We start from the raw sequence: 21,552 nt of genomic DNA on the forward strand, positions 1-21,552 counted from the left end.
GCGAGGTCGAGTTAAAACAGGAGCTGGCTATGCAGATCAAGGGAGCAACCGCGCTAGTGAGCGGTGCCAATCGCGGGTTGGGGCGCGCTTTCGCGCAAGCACTCCTTCAAGCTGGAGCGGCAAAGGTATATGCCGGGGCGAGAGATCCCTCACGAGTCACGGATCCTGGTGTGATTCCAGTTGCACTTGACATCACAGACCCCAACGCTGTGATCGCAACGGCTCGGGAATGCAGCGATGTGACACTGCTGATTAACAATGCGGGTGTCATGTGGATGAGCCCGTTCATCGCAGCGCCGTCGATGGAGGCCGCGCGAGACGAAATGATGACCAACTACTTCGGAACACTGTACATGTGTCGCGCGTTTTCGCCGGTGCTCGGTGCTAACGGAGGCGGGGCACTGGTCAATATGCTTTCGGTCGTCAGCTGGTTTACACATCCGATGAACGGTTCCTACTGTGCCTCCAAGGCAGCTGAGCGCGCGCTGACAGATGGGCTGCGCCTGGAATTGGCAGAACAGGGCACGCTGGTCGTGGGCGTCTATGCGAGCTTTATCGAAACGGATATGGCAGCGGTCCTGGACGTTCCTAAAACAAGCGCGGATGCGATTGCACGCAGCGCGATCGAGGGCGTTGCCAATAAACAGTATGAAGTGTTTGCTGACGCGCGTAGCGCCGAGATCAAGGCCGCGCTCGCCCGCGACGCCGACGCATTCTATGCGGGCCTTGCGCGAAAGTCGTAGGCAATGCGCACGAGTGGGGACAGCCGCGGTTGCCTGCCAGGTTCTGCTTTCTATACTGCTGTTGCACCCACGATGGCAGCACTATTCGACAATTCTTCATAGGGTCACACATGTTTGCGGTTCTCGGAATAACCGGTAAGGTTGGTGGAGCAGTGGCCCGATCGCTTCTTGTGGCAGGACAGCCAGTTCGCGCGATCGTGCGCAGTCAGGAAAAGGGCTACGGCTGGGCGGAGCGTGGATGTGAGGTGTGTGTAGCGGACCTGGACGATCAGGAGTCACTGGTCACCGCGTTCCACGCCTCAAGAGGGGTCTTTATCATGCTGCCGTCGAATTTTGATCAAGCCGACGGATTTCCCGAGACGATTAGCATGGTGAAGTCCATTCGTCATGCACTCGAGGCGACACGCCCCCAGAGGGTGGTCTGTCTGTCGACAATCGGCGCGCAGGCGACACAGTCAAACCTGCTGAGCAAGCTTGGAATCATGGAGCGGAGCCTCAGTGTGCTACCGGTACCCGTCACGTTTTTGCGCGCTGCGTGGTTCATGGAGAATGCGGCGCGCGACATTCAGACGGCCATGACTACCGGAACGATTGCCAGCTTTCTGCAACCGCTCGACAAGCCGGTGCCGATGGTTTCCACGGAGGACATCGGACAGGTCGCGGCGGAACTACTCCAACGGGACGAGGCGGCACGCCGCGTTGTGGAGCTTGAAGGGCCGCACCGGGTGACCCCTGCCGAGGTCGCGATCGCGCTTAGCAAGCTGCTCGCACGGCCAGTGCGTGCCGAGGCGGTGCCAAGGCAGGCGTGGGCCGACCTGTTCCGCTCGCAGGGGGCGTCCAATCCCGATCCACGCATACGAATGCTGGATGGCTTCAACGAAGGATGGATCGAGTTCGACAGCGGCGAGTCCGCGATAAGAAAGGGTTCTATCACGATCGATCAAGCACTGAAGCGGTTGATGCAGCGAATATCACAATAAAGTTGTAACGGCCGGCAAATGAATTTTCCTTGCGTCCATACGATCCACCATCACTATTACTGTTTCAGGATTCTGCGTATGGTCAAGAAAACGCATGTTGTTTGGAAACTGATACCGTTTTCTGCGGTAGCGTTTCTGGGCTTTCTTGCGGTTGGTCTTCCGTTACCCGTGCTGTCGCTCTACGTTCATGAAAGATTAGGTTTCGGCACTCTTATTGTCGGAAGCGTAATTGGCCTACAGTCGCTCGCTACGCTTCTGACGCGCCAGTATGCCGGTCGGCTGTCCGATACACGTGGCCCTAAGCTGACTTCGCTGGTGGGGCTCCTTTTCGCGTCCGTAGCCGGTCTGTCTTATCTGGCCGCCGGCGTCCTGGTTCAGCACCCGGTGGAAAGTCTCGCACTACTTTGCGTTGGGCGTTTACTTCTCGGGTTGGCAGAAAGCCTGTTCATTACGGCATTGGCCGCGTGGAGTATAGGTCGTGTCGGTTCCGAACACGCAGGCCGAGCGATGGCATGGTCAGGCATTGCGATGTATGCAGCACTTGCTGTTGGCGCTCCGGTGGGGTTGGTACTCTATCGTGCTGCCGGCTTCAGTGCTGTTGCTGCTTGTGCGGTTCTTGCACCACTTGTTGGTGCAGCGACTGCAAGCACATGGAAAGCCTTCGCCGTCGAACGGATGGCGGCGCGTACTTCCTTTTTGCGCATGTTGCGCATGATATGGGCACCCGGACTCGGCATGGCGCTGGCGTCTTCCGGCGTCGGTACGATAAGCGCGTTTTTACCGCTGCGCTACAGCATGGCGGCATGGCCTCATGCGGGCTTCACGCTTGCAGCCTTTGGCGCTGCCTATATTGCGATGCGTCTCGTTCTGGGCGGACTTCCTGACCGCCTGGGTGGGTATCGAACGGGTCTCGCTTCGCTTTTTGCCGAGACCATTGGGCTTGGACTGATTGCATTGGCGGGTACCCCCTTGACGGCGCTGGCTGGAGCCACCATCACAGGGCTGGGTTACTCGCTTGTCTTTCCATCTCTCGGCGTTGAGGCAATGAGGCGCGTGCCGGGCGAAAATCGCGGTCTCGTGATAGGTGCATATCTGGCGTGCTTCGATCTGGGACTTGCGATTGCTGGTCCCGGCGCCGGCGCGGTTGCACGATCCTACGGCATACCCGGTGCGTTTGCGGCAGCAATGGCAACTGCACTCTCTGCGTTGATACTGATCTGCGTTGACTCGCGATGCCTGAGGAAGTCCGTGCCGATCGGAAATCAAATCTAACGCAATTGACACGATGACACGATGAAATGCAGTCGCCAACTTATGGCGTACCCGTGCCGTCATCGCTGTGAACGCGGAACTCAATATCGCACATGGTTGCAGACTGGCTTTAATCAAGGAGACTGACATGCTGAATCGACGAACGATGATCAAAACCGTAGGTGCACTTTCTCTTGCCGCCTCGGCCCTGACAACAAAGCCTGCGTTGGCGCAAAGAAATACTGCCGCACTGGCTGACGCTTCCCGCGCATCTGAATTGCCGCGCGGTGTTACGCTGCTGTCCATTCATCAGCAAGATGGCTCTGAAACACTCGGCGTTAAGACTCCAAATGGGATCCTCGACGTGGCAAAGGCCAACGCATTGCTTAACGCGGGCGTCCCCGTTACGCTAGAAGCATTGTTACGTAGCGGCGATGGAGCGGAATTGACGTCGCTGATCGCAGCCGCTGCTCGCAATCCAGCGGCTGCGTCCGTTTACCGCGAAGAATCGTCCATACGATACGGCAGACTTTTTACTTCGCCCGGAAAGATCGTCTGCGTCGGATTGAACTATCGCGAGCACGTGGAAGAAACGCACGAAGCCTTACCCAAAGTACCGATACTGTTCAACAAGTACAACAACACGCTTGCAGCACATCGATCAACAATCAGGTTGCCTCCACGCGAAGTGTCCTACCGGTTTGACTATGAGACGGAACTTCTCATTGTTATGGGCAAGGCTGCACGCAACGTGGTCGAAGCAGACGCGCTTGACTACGTTGCCGGCTACGCGGTGGGTCATGACTTCTCGGCGCGCGATCTGCAGATGGATACAGGAGGGCAGTGGATGGTGGGCAAGACACTGGATGGCTTCGCGCCGATCGGGCCATATTTTGTGTCAGCCGATCTCGTTGGTAATCCGAACAACCTTTCACTTGAAACCCGGGTCAACGGGCAGGTCCGGCAACTGAGCAACACGAGTCGTTTCATCTTCAATACGCAGACGATGATCGCATATACGTCGAAGCTATTCGCGCTCGAACCGGGTGACATTATTTTCACGGGCACGCCCCCCGGAGTTATCCTCGGCAAGCCAAAGGATCAGCAGGTCTGGCTTAAGGCAGGAGACAAGATCGAAAGTACGATAGAAAAACTGGGCACCTTGCAGTTCGATCTGGCGTAATGGCTGTACGCGAGGTGGGAAAACATCTCGCGATTTTCGCGGCTCGACGGGTGATCTGGTCGATCTCGCTCTCCGTCATTATCTGAATGTGAATTCGCGTAGGCGTCCCCCGGCTGCGAGAGGCAGGTCACGGATCCGCCTACCGGTCGCATCAGCAATCGCATTGGAGACAGCGGCAGACGTCGGTCCTTGCGACGCCTCTCCGGTACCCAGGAACGGTGCACCGGGCCGGTCAATGAGATGGACCTCGACATGCAGCGGCACCTCCGAAAACCGCATGATCGGATAGCCGCTCCAGTCGTAGCTGCGGATGCGTTCGCTGTCGTATTGCACCTGCTCATACATTGCCCAACTGGCTGACTGCAGAATGCCGCCTTCGACCTGGTTGCGTACGCTGTCCGGATTGACGATCTGGCCACAGTCGATCGCCGCGATGGCTCGTTCGATCTGCACGTCTCCGGTTTCCGGCACTACGCGAAGTTCCACGGCGATCGCCAGATAGCTCATCAGGTTCTTGTACTGCGCGAACGCGAATCCCACGCCGTGGCCGGCGTGACGCGCCCGTCTCGGGTTCCAGCCAAACTGCCGCGCTGCCAGTTCGATAACGTCGCGACCGCGAGCGTTGTCGAGATGCTGCAACCGGAATTCAACTGGATCGACCTGGGCGGCGGCGGCCAGCTCATCCATGAAGCTCTCGATCGTGAATACGTTCATGAAAGCGCCGAGTCCACGTTGAGCGGAGACGCGCAGCGGCATGTCCGGCAAGAAGTGATGCTGGATGTTGAAATTCGGGAAGCTGTAGAGCGGTATGCTGTTGCGGTCGCCACCGCCCTCCGGCATCGGGATGGGTTTGGGCGGGGCGGGCGCAAGGGGTTGCGCAAGATATTGTGCGCCGAGCAATCTCCCCGCGTTGTCGATGCGCTGATTGTGCGAATTGCTCCAGATCTCATATTGCCAATCGATCACGTGGCCAGTCGCGCTGAGCGATGCGCGTACATCGGTCACCATTGCCGGGCCGAACAGATCCCACGTATGTTCCTGCTCGCGCATCCATTGGACACGTACCGGACGGCCGGGAACGGCCCGTGCGATGAGCGCGGCGTCGGCGGCGGCATCGTCGGCGGGATTGTGGCCGTAGCAACCGGCGCCGGGGACATGGATGCAGCGGACGTCTTCCGGCTTCATGCCCAGCATCTCCGCGAGCCCGCCGCGCAGCGGGAATACGCCCTGTGCGTGCGTCCACACGGTCAGCTTGCCCCGATCAAGATGCGCGACAGCACACGATGGCCCGATCGATCCATGGCACAGATACGGCTTCGTGAACCTGCCGTGTAGCGTCCGCACGGCAGACTGCGCCGGGCCATGTTGTTCGGCTACCTGAATTTCCCGCCGTGGGAGCGTGAGCAGCGTCTCGTAGATCGTCGCTGGCGTCGGCAGCTTCGCGGACGTTTCCCAGAGAGCGCTCCGCTCGAGTGCACGCATCGCCTGGATCGCCTGCCATTCGTCCTCGGCGACCACGGCAAGGTAACTGCCGTCGCGGACCATCTTGACGACACCTGCCATTCTTTCCACCTGGCTATCAATGGAAATCAGCCTCGCGCCGTACGAAGGCGGACGCACCGCCCGAGCGTGGAGCATGCCGGGCAGGCGCATGTCCTGCACATAGCTCGCTCCACCTGTGACTTTGCCCGGAATGTCGATGCGCTGTATCGACTGTCCGATGACGTGGTGTCGAGTTGGCGCGATCAACTGTGACTGCGGTTCGGCGTTGCGGCGAAGGTCGAGACCGCTAACGGCTTCGCCGAACGTGAGCGTGCGGTTATCCGGCGCGGCAATGATCCCATTGCGGATTCGCAACTGTTCGGCTGACACCCCCATCTTCTCGCCGGCGGATTCCAGCAAAAGCACGCGTACCTGAGCGGAGACATGCATGATGGCTGTGCCGCTGTCCGCAGTGGAGTGGCTGCCCGCAGTGTAGCCCTCGTTGGGCGTCGAGCCCGTGTCGGCCGTGATCAGGTGAATATCTTCGGGACGAACCTGAAGTTCCTCGGCGGCGATCTGGATAAACCCGGTGCTGATCCCCGTGCCCAGTTCCGCCTTGCCGGTATACACGGTGATCTCGCCACGTTCGTCGATCCGTATCCACGCATCGAGTAAGGGCGTCCCGGCCAAGTTGCCAGGCAAGCCGCCCAATGCGGCGCTGGTGGCATCGGGTGCGGCGTCTTCCGTTGCCCGCTGGGCCAAGACGTCCGCAGCAGGAAACAGCGCGAAGCTCACGGTCAGGGAGCCGGCGACGAGCAGGCGTCGGCGGCCTGGGTTCGTTGGTGCGTCTGGATTGAAGCGGATACGCACGTTCATGCGTCGGCTCCCTGCGCGCGGTGTTGTTCACGCATTGTCTGCGAGGCTTCCACGATGGCACTGATGATACGCATGTGGGTACCGCAACGGCACAGGTTAGGCTGCATATGTTCGCGAATCTCGATTTCGGTAGCAGCGGGTTTCTGGCCGAGAAGCGCCTGCGCGCGCATGATCATTCCCGCGATGCAGTATCCGCACTGCGCGGCCTGCTTGTCGATGAAGGCCTTTTGCAGCGGTGACGGATTGTCTATCTTGCCGAGACCTTCGATCGTCAGTACGGGCCGGTTCTTTAAGGCGGAAACAGGTATCAGGCACGAAAACACTGCGCGCTCGCCGACGACGACCGTGCAGGCTCCGCACTGTCCGAGTCCGCAGCCATATTTCGCACCGTTGAGCTTTAAATGATTCCGTAATGCATACAGAAGCGGCATGGTCGGGTCAATATCGAGGTTGTGCTCGACGCCGTTGACTGAGAGCGTAATCATGGTTGTGAAATCTCCTTGCGGATTGTGGCGGTCGTCCGAGATACGTCCTTCCATGCAGGTCGCTGCGCATACCTGGTGCGCACGTAGGCGAGAATGTCGGCAATTTGTTCGTCACTGAGAACGTCGGCAAACGGAGGCATGTAATGTGCAGTTCCGGAGCCGTTCCACGGAATACCCTGCAACACGAGATGGATCGCATTGCGTGGATCGTCGGAGGTGAATACCGAACTAAGGCCGAGCGCTGGGCGACCGCCGATTTCGCGCATCGGTGCACCGCTCGCATGACAGCCGGCACACGACGATGCGAACAACGCGCCGCCTGTACGGATGACCCGTGCGCTTGCATCGTCCGTCGCGGAGGCTTCTTCGTGGGATAACGCAGGTTGCACTGGTGCGGGCGGCGGTCGCAACGACATCAGGTACGTGGCGATGGCCTCAACATCAGACTCCGGCGCGTTGCCCAGGTGTTGCGTGACGGGCAGCATTGGACCGGCCGCGGCGCCGTGCTCGGAGGCAAGCCCGGTACGCAGGTAGTCAACGAGCTGTGCCTGGGTCCACGGCTTTGGCGCACGTGTCAGGGCATTGAGCGGTGGCGCGTTCCAGCTGTCAATCAGGTTGCCCGCGAATGCTTCGCCGCTCTTTTCCGCACCCAACGCGTTCATCGGCGTGTGGCACGATGCACAGTGGCCAGCCCCTTCCACGAGATAGCGGCCCCGCAGCCATGCCACCGATTCCGGTCTGTCCGGCGGCTGAAGTTCGCCCGTCTTGAGGTACAGCAGGTTCCACCCGGCCACGAGCGGCCGGAAGTTGAGCGGAAAGCGCAGATCGTTCGGGTGCGCCGGCGCACTGACTGGCGCGAGTGACATTAGATAGGCATAGAGCGCGGCGATGTCGCTATCGCTCATCTTCGTGAAATGCGGATACGGAAAGGCGGGGTAGAGCAGATGGCCGTCGCGCGAGACGCCTTCGCGCAGCGCACGCGTGAATGCATCGAGCGGCCAGCGACCAATGCCGGTATTCGGATCGGGCGTGATGTTCGTGCTGTAGATCACACCGAACGGCGTATTGAGTGGCATGCCCCCTGCGAACGGCTCTCCGCGGTTGGCAGTATGACAGTACATGCAGTCACCCACTTCTGCGACCTGCGCGCCGCGGGCGAGCAGCGCCTTGTCGGCCCCTGCCGACACAGGGGCCAGCAGCGGCTCAATTGAGGGTTCCCATGCGTAACGGATTGCACATGCAAGGACGACAGCCGCCACTCCGAGCATGATCAAACCGAGCTTTCTAGCTTGCACCATCAGAACTCCCGGGCGAAGGTGAGGTCGTCTCAAATTCACGGCACGTCTAACATGACACCAGCACGATGATTAGTGTTCTTCGGAAACCCACTTTAGCGTAGCAAGCCATAGATCATGGCCGCGGTGCATAAGACTCTCATCGGTCTCGCGGAGATGAACTGCATCGGTACCCTTGCCCACTTCGTCCATCACTACACGACAGGAATTCCCCGCAGGCGCCAGATACCACGTGTGGTAGAAGCTGGGCAGGGTACCTGGTACATAACCGTACCACCCGATACGCGTGTACGGAACGAATTCGTGAATTCTGCTTTCCAGTTTCAGGCCAAATGTTGTCCAACGAAAAACGGAGTCGCGAGTGAGGACGGGACTGTCACCGATGATGCGGACATCTTTCGAATTCGGATACCACTGAGGCCATTCGGTTGCATCGACAATGTTGTCCCATACGCGTTCGCACGACGCATGGATGACGGTCTCATTATGCGAAAACAAGTCCGCTGTCTCCGGATTGAAGCCCTCGGGCCAGTGGATCTCGTGTGAACGGTGTTGGAGATCGAATTGCATCGTTTTGACGTCGTTTGGCGTCGGCTGACCAGGGGGCGACATGCTGCCCTGGCTAAATGCGGGGAATGCTGCAAGCGCGACCCCTGCAATCGCCAACAATGCGAGGGTGCGGGGACCAGTAATATCGCCTTCAGTCATGGTGTCATCCTTTCTTCGTTCTCACATAAAAGAAATGGCGGCTTCGTCGGGACCCTGCCTGGCAGTCGCGACGTGCGCCTAGCATCCCGTCAGTTTGCCTTGTCGTGTTCGGCCAAGCCGACGGTCCAACTGACCACCTCGACCCCAGTCGGGAGGAATGCCTTATAGAGCCCCTGTTTCGCGAGCCGAGCGTTAAGCTCACCAAGTGGGCGGGATTGGTCGTGCCGCAGGGAAACCTTGAGCAGTACCCTGTTGTCGAGTGTCGCTGCGGTTGAGCCGATTTTTGGTGCGGCAACGGTCTGGGCGTTCGAAACATCGCTCCAACACCAAGGACTGGCTAATGCGGAGAGCGCGCGCGGCAGCCGCGCTGAGCAGAGCAACCTGTTTGTCATCTGCATGAGATCCTCCTCGAGCGTAACCGGCGCAGATTCCGGGCACGAATCCGGCTTGCTGTGGGATCAGATACGGTCTTTGTCATGAAAGCGCTGCATCCAGTGCGGAAACGATACGTCTGGTTGCGAGACGTGATTGAGTCGGTCACGGTGCACTGGCAAGAGCACGAGTTGTGCTGCCTGCAGATTGGTCCTAAGCTGGTCTTCCGAACTTGCCCCGACCATCACGGTTGCCACCTCGTCGCGCCCGAGCAACCCAGCGCTACCTCTGCCGAACGTTATTACGCCAAGCGGGAGACGGGAAATACGCAGCCCGGAGCGGGTGAATGTGCCGTAGTTTCATGACCGAAAATGCCTTTTATGTCGAGAACAGATCACACAATACGGTTTCGACGATAGGTCGCCTAGAGCGTAAGACGTGAAGACTCTTTTCGGTCTGAGCGAGTAATTGGATGCGTGTTGATCAGTTGGCGGCCATGCGCCTGTTTTGCGCACTATGCACACGGGCTCTTTCGGTAAGGCTGCCTGATCAACGGACATGTCTTCTTCGAAGGCAACCGGACGGATGGCTCGCCTTGAGGAAATCCTTGGCTTGCGACTATTGGCCCGCACGACGCGTGCGTTTTCCCCTACCGAGCGGGCTCAATTCTGCCAACGCCTGAACGGCCAGTTTCTTGCGCCCCCCAGGCAGCTTCGCTGCCGCGCCAGCGGATCGACTTATGCACGTGTCACGACTGAAAAAATGGGCTGCCATTGTCGACCATTGCGACTTCATCTGGCGCCTTGCGTGTCCCCTGCAGTTGAACCACGTCGATACGCGAGCTTCTAGGGAAATATTGCGAATGACGTATTTACTATCGGCGCGAACATCGGTCTATGTACAGATCGCGTCCTTGCAAAACAGCCGCAGTGGCGTGTACTTAATGACAAGTGCTGGCGGTGCTGTTCCTGCTGACGGCATGAAACAAACATGCGACTATGTTCGGATTCGACGTAAGTTCCGGATGAATTACCGACATATCTCAGTGCGCCAGGACGAGTGTGTCGCGCAGATCTTAACGGTCCATTCGTTCTCGCAGCAGTTCGATAAACGCCCGCAATGCCGCCGACACGTTGCGCCGATCCGGGTAGTACAAACACAAAGCGGCCGAGGTGACCGTCCAGTCATTTAGCACGGCAACAAGCCGCCCCGCCGCGAGTTCGTCCGCGACGGGTGCGTCCCACAGATACGCGACGCCCGCGCCCGCGATCGCAGCGTCGCGCATCAACGTTGGGTCATCGACCGTCAGATCGCCAGGTACGTCGAGCGCGAGTTTCTCGCCCCGTCGCTCGAACTCCCAACGGTACAGCGTGCCGCTCGGCCAGCGCGCTCGTATGCATTGATGCGACATCAGATCCATTGGTGTGCGCGGCTTCTTGTATTTGGAAAAATATGATGGCGCTGCGACGACGGAAAAATTCAATGCACCGCCAAACGGCACGGCGATCATGTCGCGAGGTACATCATTGGCGGTACGGATGCCGGCATCAAACCCCTTGCTGACGATATCGACGAAGTGCGCCTCGGTGACGATGTCGACACTCATCGTGGGGAAACGACGCAGATATTCCAATACGACGGGAACAAGGATAGCTCGCGCAGCGCCGACCGCGCAGTTCAGTCTTAAGGTGCCTGTTGGCGTTGCGCGGCGACTGTTGACAGCGGACATCGCCTGCTGGATTTCAGACAGGGCTGGACCAACGGCTACGACGAACTGTTCGCCAGCCTCGGTAAGCGCGACGCTACGTGTGGTCCGGTTGAAGATCCGTACACCCAGTCGATTTTCGAGTTGTGCGATCGCGCGACTTAGCGCCGTCGACGACATGCCCAGTTCGCGAGCCGCCACACGAAATCCTCCAAGGCGCGCGACGGCGAGCACGACCTCCAGTTCGATCAACCCTGATTTGTACATTGTCCCGATTTTCGGATCACATCATGCAAGTTTATCCGACTTATCAACTCCGATGCAGTTGACTATGCTGAGAGCCATGAACATTTGATTGGAGCATACATGTATAGCATTGAGCGTATCTATATCGACGGCCAGTTTGTGCAACCGCACGGACAGGAGTGGTTCGACCTCTACAACCCTTCGACAGGCGACGTAATCGGTCGGGTACGTCTTGCCGACGCACAGGACACAGAAGACGCGATCGCCGCCGCGCGCCGTGCATTTCCGGCATTTTCGCGCACGAGCAAGGAGCAGCGCATTGCGTGGCTTAAGCGCCTATATGAAGCCGTGTTCGCAAATGTCGATCGCCTCACCGCCGCAACGATCGAGGAATATGGCGCGCCCGCGACGCGTGCCGGTTGGGGAGCGCGTTACGCCGCCGAGTCGTTTTTGCACATGGCACACACGCTGGAGAAGTATTCGTTCACGCGACGGATTGCGTCGACGGAAGTGGTGATGGAGCCGGTCGGCGTCGCTGCGCTGATCACACCATGGAACGCGAACGCCGGTTTTATCTGCAACAAGCTCGCAACGGCGATTGCCGCGGGCTGCACGGCAGTCGTCAAACCAAGCGAAATGAGTGCAATCCAGACGCAGATTGTCACCGAAGCACTGCACGACGCGGGTCTGCCGGCAGGTGTGTTCAACGTCGTGACGGGGCGCGGCGATGTCGTCGGTGCGGAACTGAGTGCGAGCCCGCATATCGCGAAGATCTCCTTTACAGGGTCCACTGCGGTCGGTAAGTCGATCTTGAGAGCTGGCGTGGACACGATGAAGCGGGTAACGCTCGAACTAGGCGGAAAATCGCCGACGCTGATTCTTGACGACGCCGATCTCGAGATAGCAGTGCCGCTCGCAGTCACGTCCGGATTCCAGAACAGCGGGCAGGCGTGCATTGCGGGTACACGCATTCTTGTTCCGGAGGGCAGTCTTCAGGATGTAATTCGGCTGGCGAAAGAAGCAGTGTCGGCGGTGAAGGTCGGTCGCTTACATGACGCTGATTCGGCAATCGGGCCAATGGTCAGCCAGCGGCAATATGAACGGGTGCAGGGATATATCCGGCGCGGCGTGGAAGAAGGCGCAACACTCGTGATTGGCGGCGAAGGACATCCAGACGGGCTAGCCGGCTATTACGTGAAACCCACGGTGTTCGCAGACGTGACGAACGACATGAGCATTGCGCGCGAAGAAATTTTCGGACCGGTGCTGTGCATTCTTACCTATCGCAGCGAGGAAGAGGCGATCCGGATGGCGAACGACACTGTCTACGGGTTGCACGCGTACGTGATTTCATCAGATATCGACCGGGCGCGCGCTGTGGCGTCGCAGCTGGAAGCTGGCCGCGTGAGTATAAACGGCGCGCCGCATGAACCGTTTGCGCCGTTCGGCGGTTTCAAGCAGTCCGGCATCGGGCGGGAATACGGAACATTTGGACTCGAAGCGTTTCTTGAGACCAAGGCCGTACTCGGCGCAGTAGGATTGAAGCCGCAATGAAGGAATCCATGGAACGAGGCCTTGCTGCATACGAGCAGATGCGCGGGGCTGAGCGAGCTCGGAGCATAAAGGCCTCGATCGACAGTGGAACGTTTGGTTCGTCGATGGCCGCCCTGTCGATGGACTTCGTATTTGGAAGCGTGTGGGCACGCGAAGGCCTCGATCGTCGTGCACGCTCTTTGGTGACGCTCGGCATCCTGATTGCGCTGCGCCAACGCGACGAGCTGAAAAACCACATCCGCATCGCTTTGACTAATGGTCTAAGCGTGGTCGAAATCGAGGAAGTGATGATTCAGGCGTCTGTATATGCAGGTTTTCCGGCAGCGCACACTGCCAGCAACGCCACATCAGAGGTGCTCGAAGCGCTTGAGTTCGAACGAGGCACTGTAGGAAGCGAGCGCGGCTCCAATGCAAATAAGGCCGGCGAATCGGTCAGAGTTGCCGGAGCAAAACGAGCCGATGACTCGCGATGAGCAAGCTGAAGAATCTGGAGGAGTTGTTCAGTGGACGCCATTTTGATCGGGAGATCATCATCATTCTCTGTGTTCGCTGATCGAGCAGGACCATCGCCACATCAAGTCCAAAACGAACGTGATGCCCGGTTTCAAACGGTTCAGGAGTGCCGCGCGGTTTCGGACCTTAAGGTGATGTATGGTATTCGCAAGGGTCAGTTCGACCTTACGAAGCTCGACTTCCAAGGATGCCGCTGTGCCCCTCGTATGGAATGCTGTCCACTCCAATCCATAAGGTTTCCTCTCAATGGGAAACTTCTCGACTAGCTTATCCATTTTACCGGTCGTAACGGTCGTTTTATTTGGAGTACCTCCGACGGAGAATCCGTACATCCCGCGCGATGAGACACGCAGTAGCATCAAGTCGCGCTATGCCGATGTCGCCTTTGTGATGAGCAACACCGTAATGGAGAGCCGGATGCGCTGCGAGGTGCAAGTCCGGTTGTGCGTCCACTGAAGGCTGGCGTGTCCAGCGGGAGTCAGTCCTGCGGGGATAGAAGTCAGAGGCCTCGTAGCTTGGATAGCGGGGTGGCGGGAAACCAGGACCTTGAAGCCTATCGACAGGCACTTTCTTGGGGAATGCGCGAGTCGTCGGGCCGTAACAAAAGTGAACGTAGATGTGGCCTAAAAAATTAAAAACTCCGAGGGCTGAGCCCGCAACCGTGAGCGTGAAGGCAGCATGGGTAGCTCAAATCCGACCGATACGGCTATTCCACCTCGGCCAATCCAGTGTTACGCGGTTGGGTGAATTGCTTCGCTGTTGGACATTCCAGCGAGTGCTTCAGCTTCATCAAAGACTGGATGGAAAAGAAGATTCAATGCCACATGGGTCGATCTCGGAATCGACGGGGCTTCGGTTGGGAGAGGTGGAGTAGGCGCTTGCTTTATGAAGAATTGAAGCTGTTTGATAGATACCGGGTTCGTCTAACTGCCGCGCCAAAAGGATCTCCAGCGTGATAGGTCTCGTAACCCTTGGGGTGAAGCAAAGAGGAGAGCGTAGTGCCGGAAATCGGCAAGCTGCGTTCGACGTAGCTGGAGTTGGAAACGCGACTATGGTTGCTGGATTGCGGGCCGTGGCGAAAGCAGGTGAATCACCACCGGCGCCTACCGATGCGCGGGCCAGTTCTCGACCCTACGAGGAGGAGAGGCAGGGAGATAGCTCGCAACGCCCTGTCTCTTACTCCACTCAGGATTAAGGATGAATAGAGAGACCAATACGCTTACTGTGCCATAAAATACTACGTCTACTATAATAAAGACACCGTGACTCGCGGGCTTAAATAATGAGCGAAAATGTCGACGAATTCGACAGGTATCTTGGTCATTTAGCGCAGGAGTTGGGTCATTCCGATCGGATCGCCGGCCTAAGGGGTTTTTGCACTGGGCTTGTTCTACCGTGTCACGCAGGAGCGAAGAGCCGATCGTGGCGCGTATCGACCCGATACATGAACGCGCGAAATACCAGGCGGTTCATCACTTTGTAGCCAAAGCGGATTGGTCAGATGCGGCACTGATGTAATGCGTGCGCAAAAGGGATGTTTCTGCATTGGCGACATACGCAGCCGATGAGGCTGGCTACTACTGGATCATCGACGACACGGGTTTTCCGATGAAAGGCAAGCGCTCTATCTGCGTGGCCCGTCAATATTGCGGTCAACTCGGCAAGCAAGATAATTGCGAGGTAGCGGTAAGTCTTCGCTCGCTTCGCAGCGCGGTAGCTTGCTCATTGCCATAGCTCTATCTTCCTCATGAATGGATCGACGATCCTAGTTGCACGCAACGTGCAGGCATTCCTGAAGACCAGATCTTCGAAACCAAAACTCAAATAGCGCTAGCGCAACTGCATAAGGCTATTGCGTCAGATATTCGACCAAAGGTTGTACCGACTGCCCCCAACTATGGCGACGAAACTGCCTTTCTGGATGGATTGACGCAAACGGGCTTGCTATACGCGGTGGGCATTCGGCCGGGCACTTTCGTGTGGGGACCTGGAATGGCTCCTCTATCACTCAAGCCATGAAGCGGGTGAAGTAAGCCGCCGACGCTGCTACGCCGTGCTCCAGGTTACGAGCCTCTTTCTGCCAAAGCACTGGCAATGCAAACGCCGCAAGCAGCTTATCGAAATGTCAATTGGCGCGAAGGCACTAAAACCGCATTGTCATCGCTTGTCGCTGCCGTACGTGTACGGCCTGCACACAGGAACAATTGGAGCAGTTCGGTTCACGCAGAGGAATGGCTCTTCAGCGAATGACCCGAGAGTGACGTCGAACGGATCAAATACTTTATGAGCACGCCACCCGCAAACGCAACGCTTGAGCAACTCGTGTTCTTCACAAAGATGCGCTGGAGAATCGACATGGCTTTTTGATGGCACAGTGCCTGGGTACTGGCTCCCGCGGAGACGGAAAAAACGGCGCTAAACTCTCGCTGCTCGTCCTTCCTTTGGATTATATCCCCGCGGAGGTCCAGCGCGCGCAACGCCATGTCCCGAATTCGGTCGCCACACTGCGAATATTGCTTGGACCACGACTTATGCAAAGGCTAATGCATTAAACTCGCGCGGATTGGACCTCATACTTTATGGCACGGTTAGATGCCGAGCCGTCGATATGGTTGATTTCCCGTTGCGCGGCAAGCGCGACAAAGCCTCGGCCAGGTGACACTTCGAGAAAGCAGTTGCCCGGAACGGTTTGTCGGACTCAGCGATGGAAGAGGAATCAATGCGACCTTCACCTGAAGTGTGTTACGTCGGAATCCAAAGAGAAATTCCGGTTGCTCAGACCTTCCTATGCACGATTTTTAGTGCATGGGCTGACAACCGCCACAATACGGTCGCCAAACGGTTGCGACTGATGACTGGACGCCGGTGTTTTTTTGCGCAACGGCCTGCTGCTTCATTTCTGCATCCTTCGTCCGGTAAAGAGACCGTGCAAGCAAGGACGCACTAATATGTTCAATGATATTGATCGTGTCCTCAAATAATATTGTTATCCGAATCGCTCCTGCTCTACTATCGCCTCAACATAAGATGCACGCTCAAGATTAAGCCGGTTTCTTCAGAAATATCCAAACGGCCTGGGAGCGTGCCCACAATGATGATCCGGAGACAAGCCATGCAGACACCCGCCCGCGATTTCTCGCCTTGACCCACCACTGTGTGCGGACAATTGATGCGAAATCAGGTCTCGTCGAATTCTTGAATTTCAATGAAATTTCCGGAAGTTTCGGGGATGCCGTCGCGCATCGAATGGACACGATATTCGACAGGCCAATTAGAAATCCAGCTGAAGGAGGAGATGGCAATGTTCAAGACTATGCAGGCGGGCTGCGCACTTACGCTTGTCGCCAGTGCGGTACTCTCGGCGTGTGGAGGGAGTACCAACAGCACGTCAACACCCCCCGTATCAAAGGTAACCGCCGGGAACTGCACGAGCTTGATGAATTACACCGGCAGCATACCGACCACGATCACGAGCGCAATTCAGGTTACGCCGACTGCCGGTGCGCCGTTCCAGACGCCAGTCAATTTTCTGACGCCCACGAGTCTGAGCGTTACTCAGTCGTTCTGCCGTGTGATAGGCGTGATCAACCCGGTTGCGAATTCCAGCATTAATTTTGAAGTGTGGCTACCGCTGGACAAAGCCAATTGGAATTCCAAGTTTGTTGGCAGTGCTGATGGTGGCTCTACCGGGACTATCAACTACACCTCGATGGTTAATCCACTGGCACGCGGCTACGCGGTCATGGGACATGACAATGGTCATACCAGCACAGACGTCTTCGAGCAGTCGTGGGCCTTCGATTTTTCGAACGATACCGTCAAGACCGATCAGATAATCGACTTCGGATATCGCGCTGAACACGTGGTGACAGCGGTAAGCAAAGACATCACCAACGCCTACTTTGCTGCTCAACCGGTCCATTCATATTACGTAGGATGCTCGCAAGGCGGGCATCACGGGATGATGGAGGCGCAACGCTATCCTGACGACTACGATGGCATCGTCGCAGGTTCGCACGGGGGAGACTGGCTTGGCATGATGTCTTCAGAGGCCTGGGCCGGCGTGTCGGTTCTGAAGAATAACGGTGCTGGCGGCATGACCACCGCGCAGTTGACGGCGTTTAACGCGGCTGTGATCTCTGCCTGCGACGCGAAAGACGGCATCACTGATGGCCAGATCGATGATCCCCGTCAGTGCAGTTTTGATCCGGCAACGTTGCAGTGTGGTGCTGGTGGCGCCGTTCCAGCGACCTGTCTGACACCGGCACAGGTTCAGTCCGCAAAGGACATCTACGCGGGTCCCAAGCGTCAAAGCACCGGCGCCTCGGTGTCACCGGGATATGCTCTTGGAAGCGAGGGAGGCTGGGCCACAACCTGGAATTCGACCACGAGTCTGCAGAGCGGCAGCTACTACGATTTCTTCCGTCTGATTCTCAAGAATAATCCCAATTTCGATATTCTCACTCTGAACTGGGATACAGATATTGACGCGGGCAGGGCGCAATACGGCTCGATCTACGACGCCGTCAATCCCGACCTCGCGGCATTCCAGGCGAACAACGGTAAATTGATCATGTATCACGGTTGGGCCGATCCTTTGATTTCCCCGTACCTCTCGCTGGCTTCCTACGGACGAATCCAGGACGCCATGGGCGCCAGTACGGTCAATCAGTTTGCCCGCCTGTATATGGTGCCGGGTATGGGCCACTGCGGCGGCGGCCCTATTGGTGCGGTCGACTGGCTTACACCGCTCGAGAATTGGGTTGAAAAGGGGATCGCTCCTGACGCTACGAGTACGGCGTCGACGATTATCGGATCCGGCACGATCAACGGAGCCACAAGAACCCGTCCGCTCTGTTCGTACCCGATGGTCGAGAAATACAACGGGACTGGTGACATCAATAGCGCAAGCAACTTCACGTGCGGGAGCCCTTCCTGAGTTTTCACTCCGCATCCGGCGTCTAGTCAACGCCGCCGGATGCGGCTTCAAGATGGCGGGCAAGCATTTCCCTGAAGAAGGCAGGACGTGCGGACGGTGAAGAAGCCGCTACGTCGAGACGCAAAAGTTTTTAGACATGGAGACGAAATGACTGGCGTTGAACGTTGCCTCAACGGAATTGAACGGATTTGCCGTAGCCTTACAGTCGCGCTGATTCTTACCACGATGGTAGTTGTGTTTTGCGACGTGATGCTGCGGCACTTCTTGAACCGCCCCCTGCCGTGGGCATACGACCTGGTCGGCATGTATCTTCTGGCAGGAACATATTTTCTGGCCTTGTCAGACTCATATGCCGCTCGCGCACATGTAGGAGTGGATATTTTCGTCCGGAGGCTGGGCGAATCCGCGAGAAGAATTCTGGAGATGCTTGCCAGCGCTGTCGGCATTACGCTCTTCGGTCTTATCGGTTATGCCGCGTGGCTGCGCACCGTAGTGAGTTTCATGAACCATGACACCGTCTCCGGTTTGATCGCGTGGCCAACGTGGATCTCATCCGCGATTGTGCTCGTAGGCAGTTTTCTCCTGGTCCTGAGGCTTCTCTTCCGTTTGGCTGCGCATGCCGGAAGTCTAGTGTTGGGGCGAGCGATTGTGGACGTGTTGCAAATTGACGGTGTCCGGATGGGCGAATAACCATGTTGATTTCCATAGCAATCTTGCTGTTGCTTTTTGTGTTTCTTGGCTTGGGCGTTCCGGTCGGTTTCTCAATGGGTATCGCGGGCGTCATCGGGCTGCTGGTGAACGGGGGGTGGTCGGTCCTGATTGGTGTAGTCCAAACGTCCCCGATGAGCACGGTTGGCTCATATGAACTGATTACGATCCCGATGTTTCTGTTGATGGCGGAGTTCGTTCTTCTTAGCGGTATTGCGGATGAACTGTTTTCGGTCGCGGCTGCGTGGGTTGGTCAGTATCGAGGCGGGTTAGGGATTGCGACTGCGATTACAGGCGCTGCCTTCGGCGCGCTTTGCGGCACCAGTACCGCTTCGGCAGCCACGCTGTCGTCGACGAGTTTGCCTGCGATGATCAAACAGGGTTATCAGCCTCAGCTCGCCGCTGGCGTGGTTGCGATATCGGGGACGCTGGCCATGCTGGTCCCACCGAGCGTTACATTGATCATTTTTGGGCTGTTGGCCCAGGTCAACGTTGGAAAACTGCTGATAGGCGGCATCATCCCCTGCGGCGTTATCACGCTCACTATTGTGCTCACCGTTGTGTACCTGGCATGGCGCGATCCCAAGGCGGCGCCCGCAAGTCCACGGGTCGCGATGCGAGAGAAATTTCGCCTGTTGCGCGTAGTTGCGCCGATGCTGGTTCTGATGGCAACGGTTACCGGCGCCATATATTCCGGGATTGCGACCCCAACGGAAGCTTCGGCGCTGGGTGCCACTGGCGCACTCTTCCTTGCATGGCTCAAGAAGCGGGCTACGCCGCGCCTCGTCTACACGGCAGCAATCAAGGCGGCGCACGGATCGTGCATGATCATCACGATTCTGCTCGGAGCTCAGCTCTTCGGTTACTTTTTTACGTTGACGCACGTAACGCAGGACCTGATCCAATGGGTCGGTGCACTGGATGTCAACCGCTGGGTCATCATTATCGCGATCCTCGCCATATACATCGTGCTGGGCGCGTTTATGGACCAGGTGGCTATTCTCGTGCTGACGGTGCCCATTGTCATCCCGATCGTGGTCGCTCTTGGCTTCAGTCCAATCTGGTTCGGCGTAGTCAAAATCGTGACCGCCGAAGTTGGCATGATTACACCTCCAATAGGTTTGAACTGCTTCATTGTTGCTCGCTATGCGCAGCGTCCGATAGCGGAGGTGTTCGCGGGGACCTGGCCGCATTTTCTTGCTCATATGCTGGCCATCATGGTTCTTCTTGTGTTTCCAAGTCTGATCCTGTGGTTGCCGGATCATATGAATTAGGTCTGGGGCGAAGCCACACCTGCAGCGCAGGCCTTATCAGATTGGGCACAGAACTCCGCTGAAAAAGGCATGTTGAAACGAAGGCCCGCTGGACCCGGAGCGCTCGGTCAACTCGCTATTGGAGGCAGCAATGACAGCTACCGCGCGGGCGACAGTCGATATATTCAGATTCAGGAGAATGAAATTGCAAGTGCATAAATTGGCAGCATTGTTTGGTGCAAGCTTCGCGTTGTCGGCGTCTGTCGCATGGGGGCAAACGACGCTTAGGCTGGCAGACAGCCTTCCCGCAGGGCATGTCATCGCGCAGCTTGTTACCAAGCCATTTATGGATCAAGTCCAGAAAGAGTCCGGCGGCCGCATCAGTTTCCAATACTTTCCCGGCGAGCAGCTCGGTAAAGCGAGGGATTTATTGATGCTCACCCAGTCTGGAGTTGCTGACGTTGGCTACATCAGTCCTGACTACGCTTCGGACAAGATGCCGCTTACCGCCGGGTTCGAACTGCCGGGTATCTTCCTCGACTACTGTCAGGGCACAAAAGCCCTCTGGGCTGCGACGCATGACGGTGGCTATCTGCAGAAAAAAGAATTCGAGCCGAACCAGATTGTGCCGATCGTCATGCTGATGCTGCCGGCGTACCAGATACTTCTCGAAAACGGCCGGCCTGTTGCCGGACTGAAGGACCTCAGTGGGCTGAAAATCAGATCCGCCGGTGGCGCGATGGACTTCACGCTTCAGCGCTTAGGAATGGTACCCGTCAAGATGACGCCTCCCGAAGTCTACGAAAGTATGTCGCGAGGGACGATTGACGGCGCGGTGTTTCCTTACATGAGCGCCATGTCCTACGGAATGCAGCCGTTGGTCAAGCAGGGGAGTACAAGTCATAACTTTGGAACGGTCGTGTTGACTTACTCCATAGGATTCAACAAGTGGCGGCAGTTGAGTCTCGCAGATCAAGGCGTGATCATGAAAGTCGGGCGCAGCATTTCTCTTGGCTCCTGTACCCGTTTCTCAACAGTCGAGAAGGAGTCCGCTGACGCATTCCGGGCGAAAGGAATGAAGGTCATTCCACTGAGCCCGGTGGACGACAGCCAGCTGAAAACCACCTTCGAGAAGGTCAGCGGTGATTGGGCAAAGAGTTTGGATCAGCGAGGGAAGCCGGGAGACGAAACGCTTTCGGCAGTGAAGCAAGCAATCATCGACGCGCAGAAATGATGGATCTACGCTCTCTAACGACAAA

Annotated in this window: 17 protein-coding genes and 3 pseudogenes; 14 read left to right on the plus strand and 6 right to left on the minus strand. The window is 57.3% G+C overall.

All coding sequences use genetic code 11. From position 1 onward, the window contains the following. The first annotated feature begins 29 nt into the window (after positions 1 to 29). From ABH944_RS30500 to ABH944_RS30515, 4 genes are all read left to right on the plus strand, one after another. A complete protein-coding gene (locus tag ABH944_RS30500; RefSeq protein WP_404611016.1) occupies positions 30 to 743 on the plus strand; it encodes an SDR family oxidoreductase in 714 nt (237 codons plus the stop codon). A gap of 110 nt (positions 744 to 853) precedes the next feature. Then, positions 854 to 1,723, plus strand: coding sequence for an NmrA family NAD(P)-binding protein (locus ABH944_RS30505; RefSeq protein WP_404611015.1), 870 nt, complete (start codon positions 854 to 856; stop codon positions 1,721 to 1,723). A gap of 78 nt (positions 1,724 to 1,801) precedes the next feature. After that, positions 1,802 to 2,995, plus strand: a complete 1,194-nt coding sequence (locus ABH944_RS30510) for an MFS transporter (protein ID WP_404659588.1) — start codon at positions 1,802 to 1,804, stop codon at positions 2,993 to 2,995. A gap of 127 nt (positions 2,996 to 3,122) precedes the next feature. Next, a complete protein-coding gene (locus ABH944_RS30515; protein WP_404611013.1) occupies positions 3,123 to 4,157 on the plus strand; it encodes a fumarylacetoacetate hydrolase family protein in 1,035 nt (344 codons plus the stop codon). Between the two features lie 78 nt (positions 4,158 to 4,235). Here the strand turns inward: ABH944_RS30515 and ABH944_RS30520 are convergent, their stop codons facing one another. From ABH944_RS30520 to ABH944_RS30540, 5 genes and pseudogenes are all read right to left on the minus strand, one after another. Next, on the minus strand, positions 4,236 to 6,515 hold the full coding sequence (locus ABH944_RS30520) for a xanthine dehydrogenase family protein molybdopterin-binding subunit (RefSeq protein ID WP_404611012.1): 2,280 nt from the start codon (positions 6,513 to 6,515) through the stop codon (positions 4,236 to 4,238). Continuing rightward, positions 6,512 to 7,000 carry a (2Fe-2S)-binding protein gene (locus ABH944_RS30525; protein ID WP_404611011.1) on the minus strand — a complete coding sequence of 163 codons (489 nt, stop codon included), beginning with the start codon at positions 6,998 to 7,000 and terminating at the stop codon, positions 6,512 to 6,514. Before ABH944_RS30525 ends, ABH944_RS30520 begins: the two co-directional genes overlap by 4 nt. Continuing rightward, on the minus strand, positions 6,997 to 8,295 hold the full coding sequence (locus tag ABH944_RS30530; RefSeq protein WP_404611062.1) for a cytochrome c: 1,299 nt from the start codon (positions 8,293 to 8,295) through the stop codon (positions 6,997 to 6,999). Before ABH944_RS30530 ends, ABH944_RS30525 begins: the two co-directional genes overlap by 4 nt. A gap of 72 nt (positions 8,296 to 8,367) precedes the next feature. Next, entirely contained in the window at positions 8,368 to 9,003 is a 636-nt protein-coding gene (locus ABH944_RS30535; protein WP_404611010.1) for an SRPBCC family protein, read from the minus strand. A 119-nt stretch (positions 9,004 to 9,122) separates the two neighbouring features. Continuing rightward, positions 9,123 to 9,308 (minus strand): annotated as a pseudogene (locus ABH944_RS30540) (hypothetical protein); the annotation flags it as partial. 625 nt (positions 9,309 to 9,933) lie between these two features. Here ABH944_RS30540 and ABH944_RS30545 point away from each other — a divergent pair. Next, on the plus strand, positions 9,934 to 10,224 hold the full coding sequence (locus tag ABH944_RS30545; protein ID WP_404611009.1) for a helix-turn-helix domain-containing protein: 291 nt from the start codon (positions 9,934 to 9,936) through the stop codon (positions 10,222 to 10,224). A gap of 226 nt (positions 10,225 to 10,450) precedes the next feature. Here ABH944_RS30545 and ABH944_RS30550 read toward each other — a convergent pair whose 3' ends face one another. After that, complete coding sequence (locus ABH944_RS30550; RefSeq protein WP_404611008.1) at positions 10,451 to 11,347, minus strand: LysR family transcriptional regulator; 897 nt, start codon at positions 11,345 to 11,347, stop codon at positions 10,451 to 10,453. A 99-nt stretch (positions 11,348 to 11,446) separates the two neighbouring features. Here ABH944_RS30550 and ABH944_RS30555 point away from each other — a divergent pair, with 99 nt between their 5' ends. The 9 genes and pseudogenes from ABH944_RS30555 to ABH944_RS30590 all read left to right on the plus strand — a co-directional run bounded on the left by ABH944_RS30555 (position 11,447) and on the right by ABH944_RS30590 (position 21,527). Further along, positions 11,447 to 12,880 carry an aldehyde dehydrogenase family protein gene (locus tag ABH944_RS30555; RefSeq protein WP_404611007.1) on the plus strand — a complete coding sequence of 478 codons (1,434 nt, stop codon included), beginning with the start codon at positions 11,447 to 11,449 and terminating at the stop codon, positions 12,878 to 12,880. After that, the gene (locus ABH944_RS30560; RefSeq protein ID WP_404611006.1) at positions 12,877 to 13,353 is read left to right on the plus strand and encodes a carboxymuconolactone decarboxylase family protein; all 477 of its coding nucleotides are present in this window, start codon (positions 12,877 to 12,879) and stop codon (positions 13,351 to 13,353) included. The genes ABH944_RS30555 and ABH944_RS30560 overlap by 4 nt, the downstream gene beginning before the upstream one ends. Beyond that, positions 13,350 to 13,427: pseudogene (locus ABH944_RS44650) on the plus strand (IS6 family transposase); the annotation flags it as partial. The gene ABH944_RS30560 and the pseudogene ABH944_RS44650, both read left to right, overlap by 4 nt. 694 nt (positions 13,428 to 14,121) lie before the next feature. Continuing rightward, complete coding sequence (locus tag ABH944_RS30565) at positions 14,122 to 14,349, plus strand: group II intron maturase-specific domain-containing protein (RefSeq protein ID WP_404611005.1); 228 nt, start codon at positions 14,122 to 14,124, stop codon at positions 14,347 to 14,349. 628 nt (positions 14,350 to 14,977) lie between these two features. Then, positions 14,978 to 15,412: pseudogene (locus ABH944_RS30570) on the plus strand (transposase); the annotation flags it as partial. 1,186 nt (positions 15,413 to 16,598) lie between these two features. Further along, positions 16,599 to 18,332 (plus strand): tannase/feruloyl esterase family alpha/beta hydrolase, encoded by a 1,734-nt coding sequence (locus ABH944_RS30575; protein ID WP_404611004.1) that lies wholly within the window; start codon positions 16,599 to 16,601, stop codon positions 18,330 to 18,332. A 147-nt stretch (positions 18,333 to 18,479) separates the two neighbouring features. Continuing rightward, positions 18,480 to 19,022 (plus strand): TRAP transporter small permease, encoded by a 543-nt coding sequence (locus ABH944_RS30580; RefSeq protein ID WP_404611003.1) that lies wholly within the window; start codon positions 18,480 to 18,482, stop codon positions 19,020 to 19,022. A 2-nt stretch (positions 19,023 to 19,024) separates the two neighbouring features. Beyond that, positions 19,025 to 20,314, plus strand: a complete 1,290-nt coding sequence (locus tag ABH944_RS30585) for a TRAP transporter large permease (RefSeq protein ID WP_404611002.1) — start codon at positions 19,025 to 19,027, stop codon at positions 20,312 to 20,314. A 130-nt stretch (positions 20,315 to 20,444) separates the two neighbouring features. Continuing rightward, positions 20,445 to 21,527: a TRAP transporter substrate-binding protein gene (locus ABH944_RS30590; protein ID WP_404611001.1), complete on the plus strand. Its 1,083-nt coding sequence runs from the start codon at positions 20,445 to 20,447 to the stop codon at positions 21,525 to 21,527. The last annotated feature ends 25 nt before the right edge of the window (positions 21,528 to 21,552 follow it).

Origin of the sequence: Caballeronia udeis (genome assembly GCF_044909315.1) — a bacterium.
GTDB classification, from domain to species: Bacteria; Pseudomonadota; Gammaproteobacteria; order Burkholderiales; family Burkholderiaceae; genus Caballeronia; species Caballeronia udeis_A.

Excerpts from the sequence above, each read along its gene's own strand:
- ABH944_RS30520 (WP_404611012.1), bottom strand. The coding sequence starts at position 6,515 with ATGAACGTGCGTATCCGCTTCAATCCAGACGCACCAACGAACCCAGGC.
- ABH944_RS30505 (WP_404611015.1), top strand. The coding sequence starts at position 854 with ATGTTTGCGGTTCTCGGAATAACCGGTAAGGTTGGTGGAGCAGTGGCC.
- ABH944_RS30555 (WP_404611007.1), top strand. The coding sequence starts at position 11,447 with ATGTATAGCATTGAGCGTATCTATATCGACGGCCAGTTTGTGCAACCG.
- ABH944_RS30580 (WP_404611003.1), top strand. The coding sequence starts at position 18,480 with ATGACTGGCGTTGAACGTTGCCTCAACGGAATTGAACGGATTTGCCGT.
- ABH944_RS30515 (WP_404611013.1), top strand. The coding sequence starts at position 3,123 with ATGCTGAATCGACGAACGATGATCAAAACCGTAGGTGCACTTTCTCTT.
- ABH944_RS30510 (WP_404659588.1), top strand. The coding sequence starts at position 1,802 with ATGGTCAAGAAAACGCATGTTGTTTGGAAACTGATACCGTTTTCTGCG.
- ABH944_RS30560 (WP_404611006.1), top strand. The coding sequence starts at position 12,877 with ATGAAGGAATCCATGGAACGAGGCCTTGCTGCATACGAGCAGATGCGC.
- ABH944_RS30585 (WP_404611002.1), top strand. The coding sequence starts at position 19,025 with ATGTTGATTTCCATAGCAATCTTGCTGTTGCTTTTTGTGTTTCTTGGC.
- ABH944_RS30545 (WP_404611009.1), top strand. The coding sequence starts at position 9,934 with ATGTCTTCTTCGAAGGCAACCGGACGGATGGCTCGCCTTGAGGAAATC.
- ABH944_RS30500 (WP_404611016.1), top strand. The coding sequence starts at position 30 with ATGCAGATCAAGGGAGCAACCGCGCTAGTGAGCGGTGCCAATCGCGGG.
- ABH944_RS30575 (WP_404611004.1), top strand. The coding sequence starts at position 16,599 with ATGAAATTTCCGGAAGTTTCGGGGATGCCGTCGCGCATCGAATGGACA.
- ABH944_RS30550 (WP_404611008.1), bottom strand. The coding sequence starts at position 11,347 with ATGTACAAATCAGGGTTGATCGAACTGGAGGTCGTGCTCGCCGTCGCG.
- ABH944_RS30590 (WP_404611001.1), top strand. The coding sequence starts at position 20,445 with ATGACAGCTACCGCGCGGGCGACAGTCGATATATTCAGATTCAGGAGA.
- ABH944_RS30535 (WP_404611010.1), bottom strand. The coding sequence starts at position 9,003 with ATGACTGAAGGCGATATTACTGGTCCCCGCACCCTCGCATTGTTGGCG.
- ABH944_RS30525 (WP_404611011.1), bottom strand. The coding sequence starts at position 7,000 with ATGATTACGCTCTCAGTCAACGGCGTCGAGCACAACCTCGATATTGAC.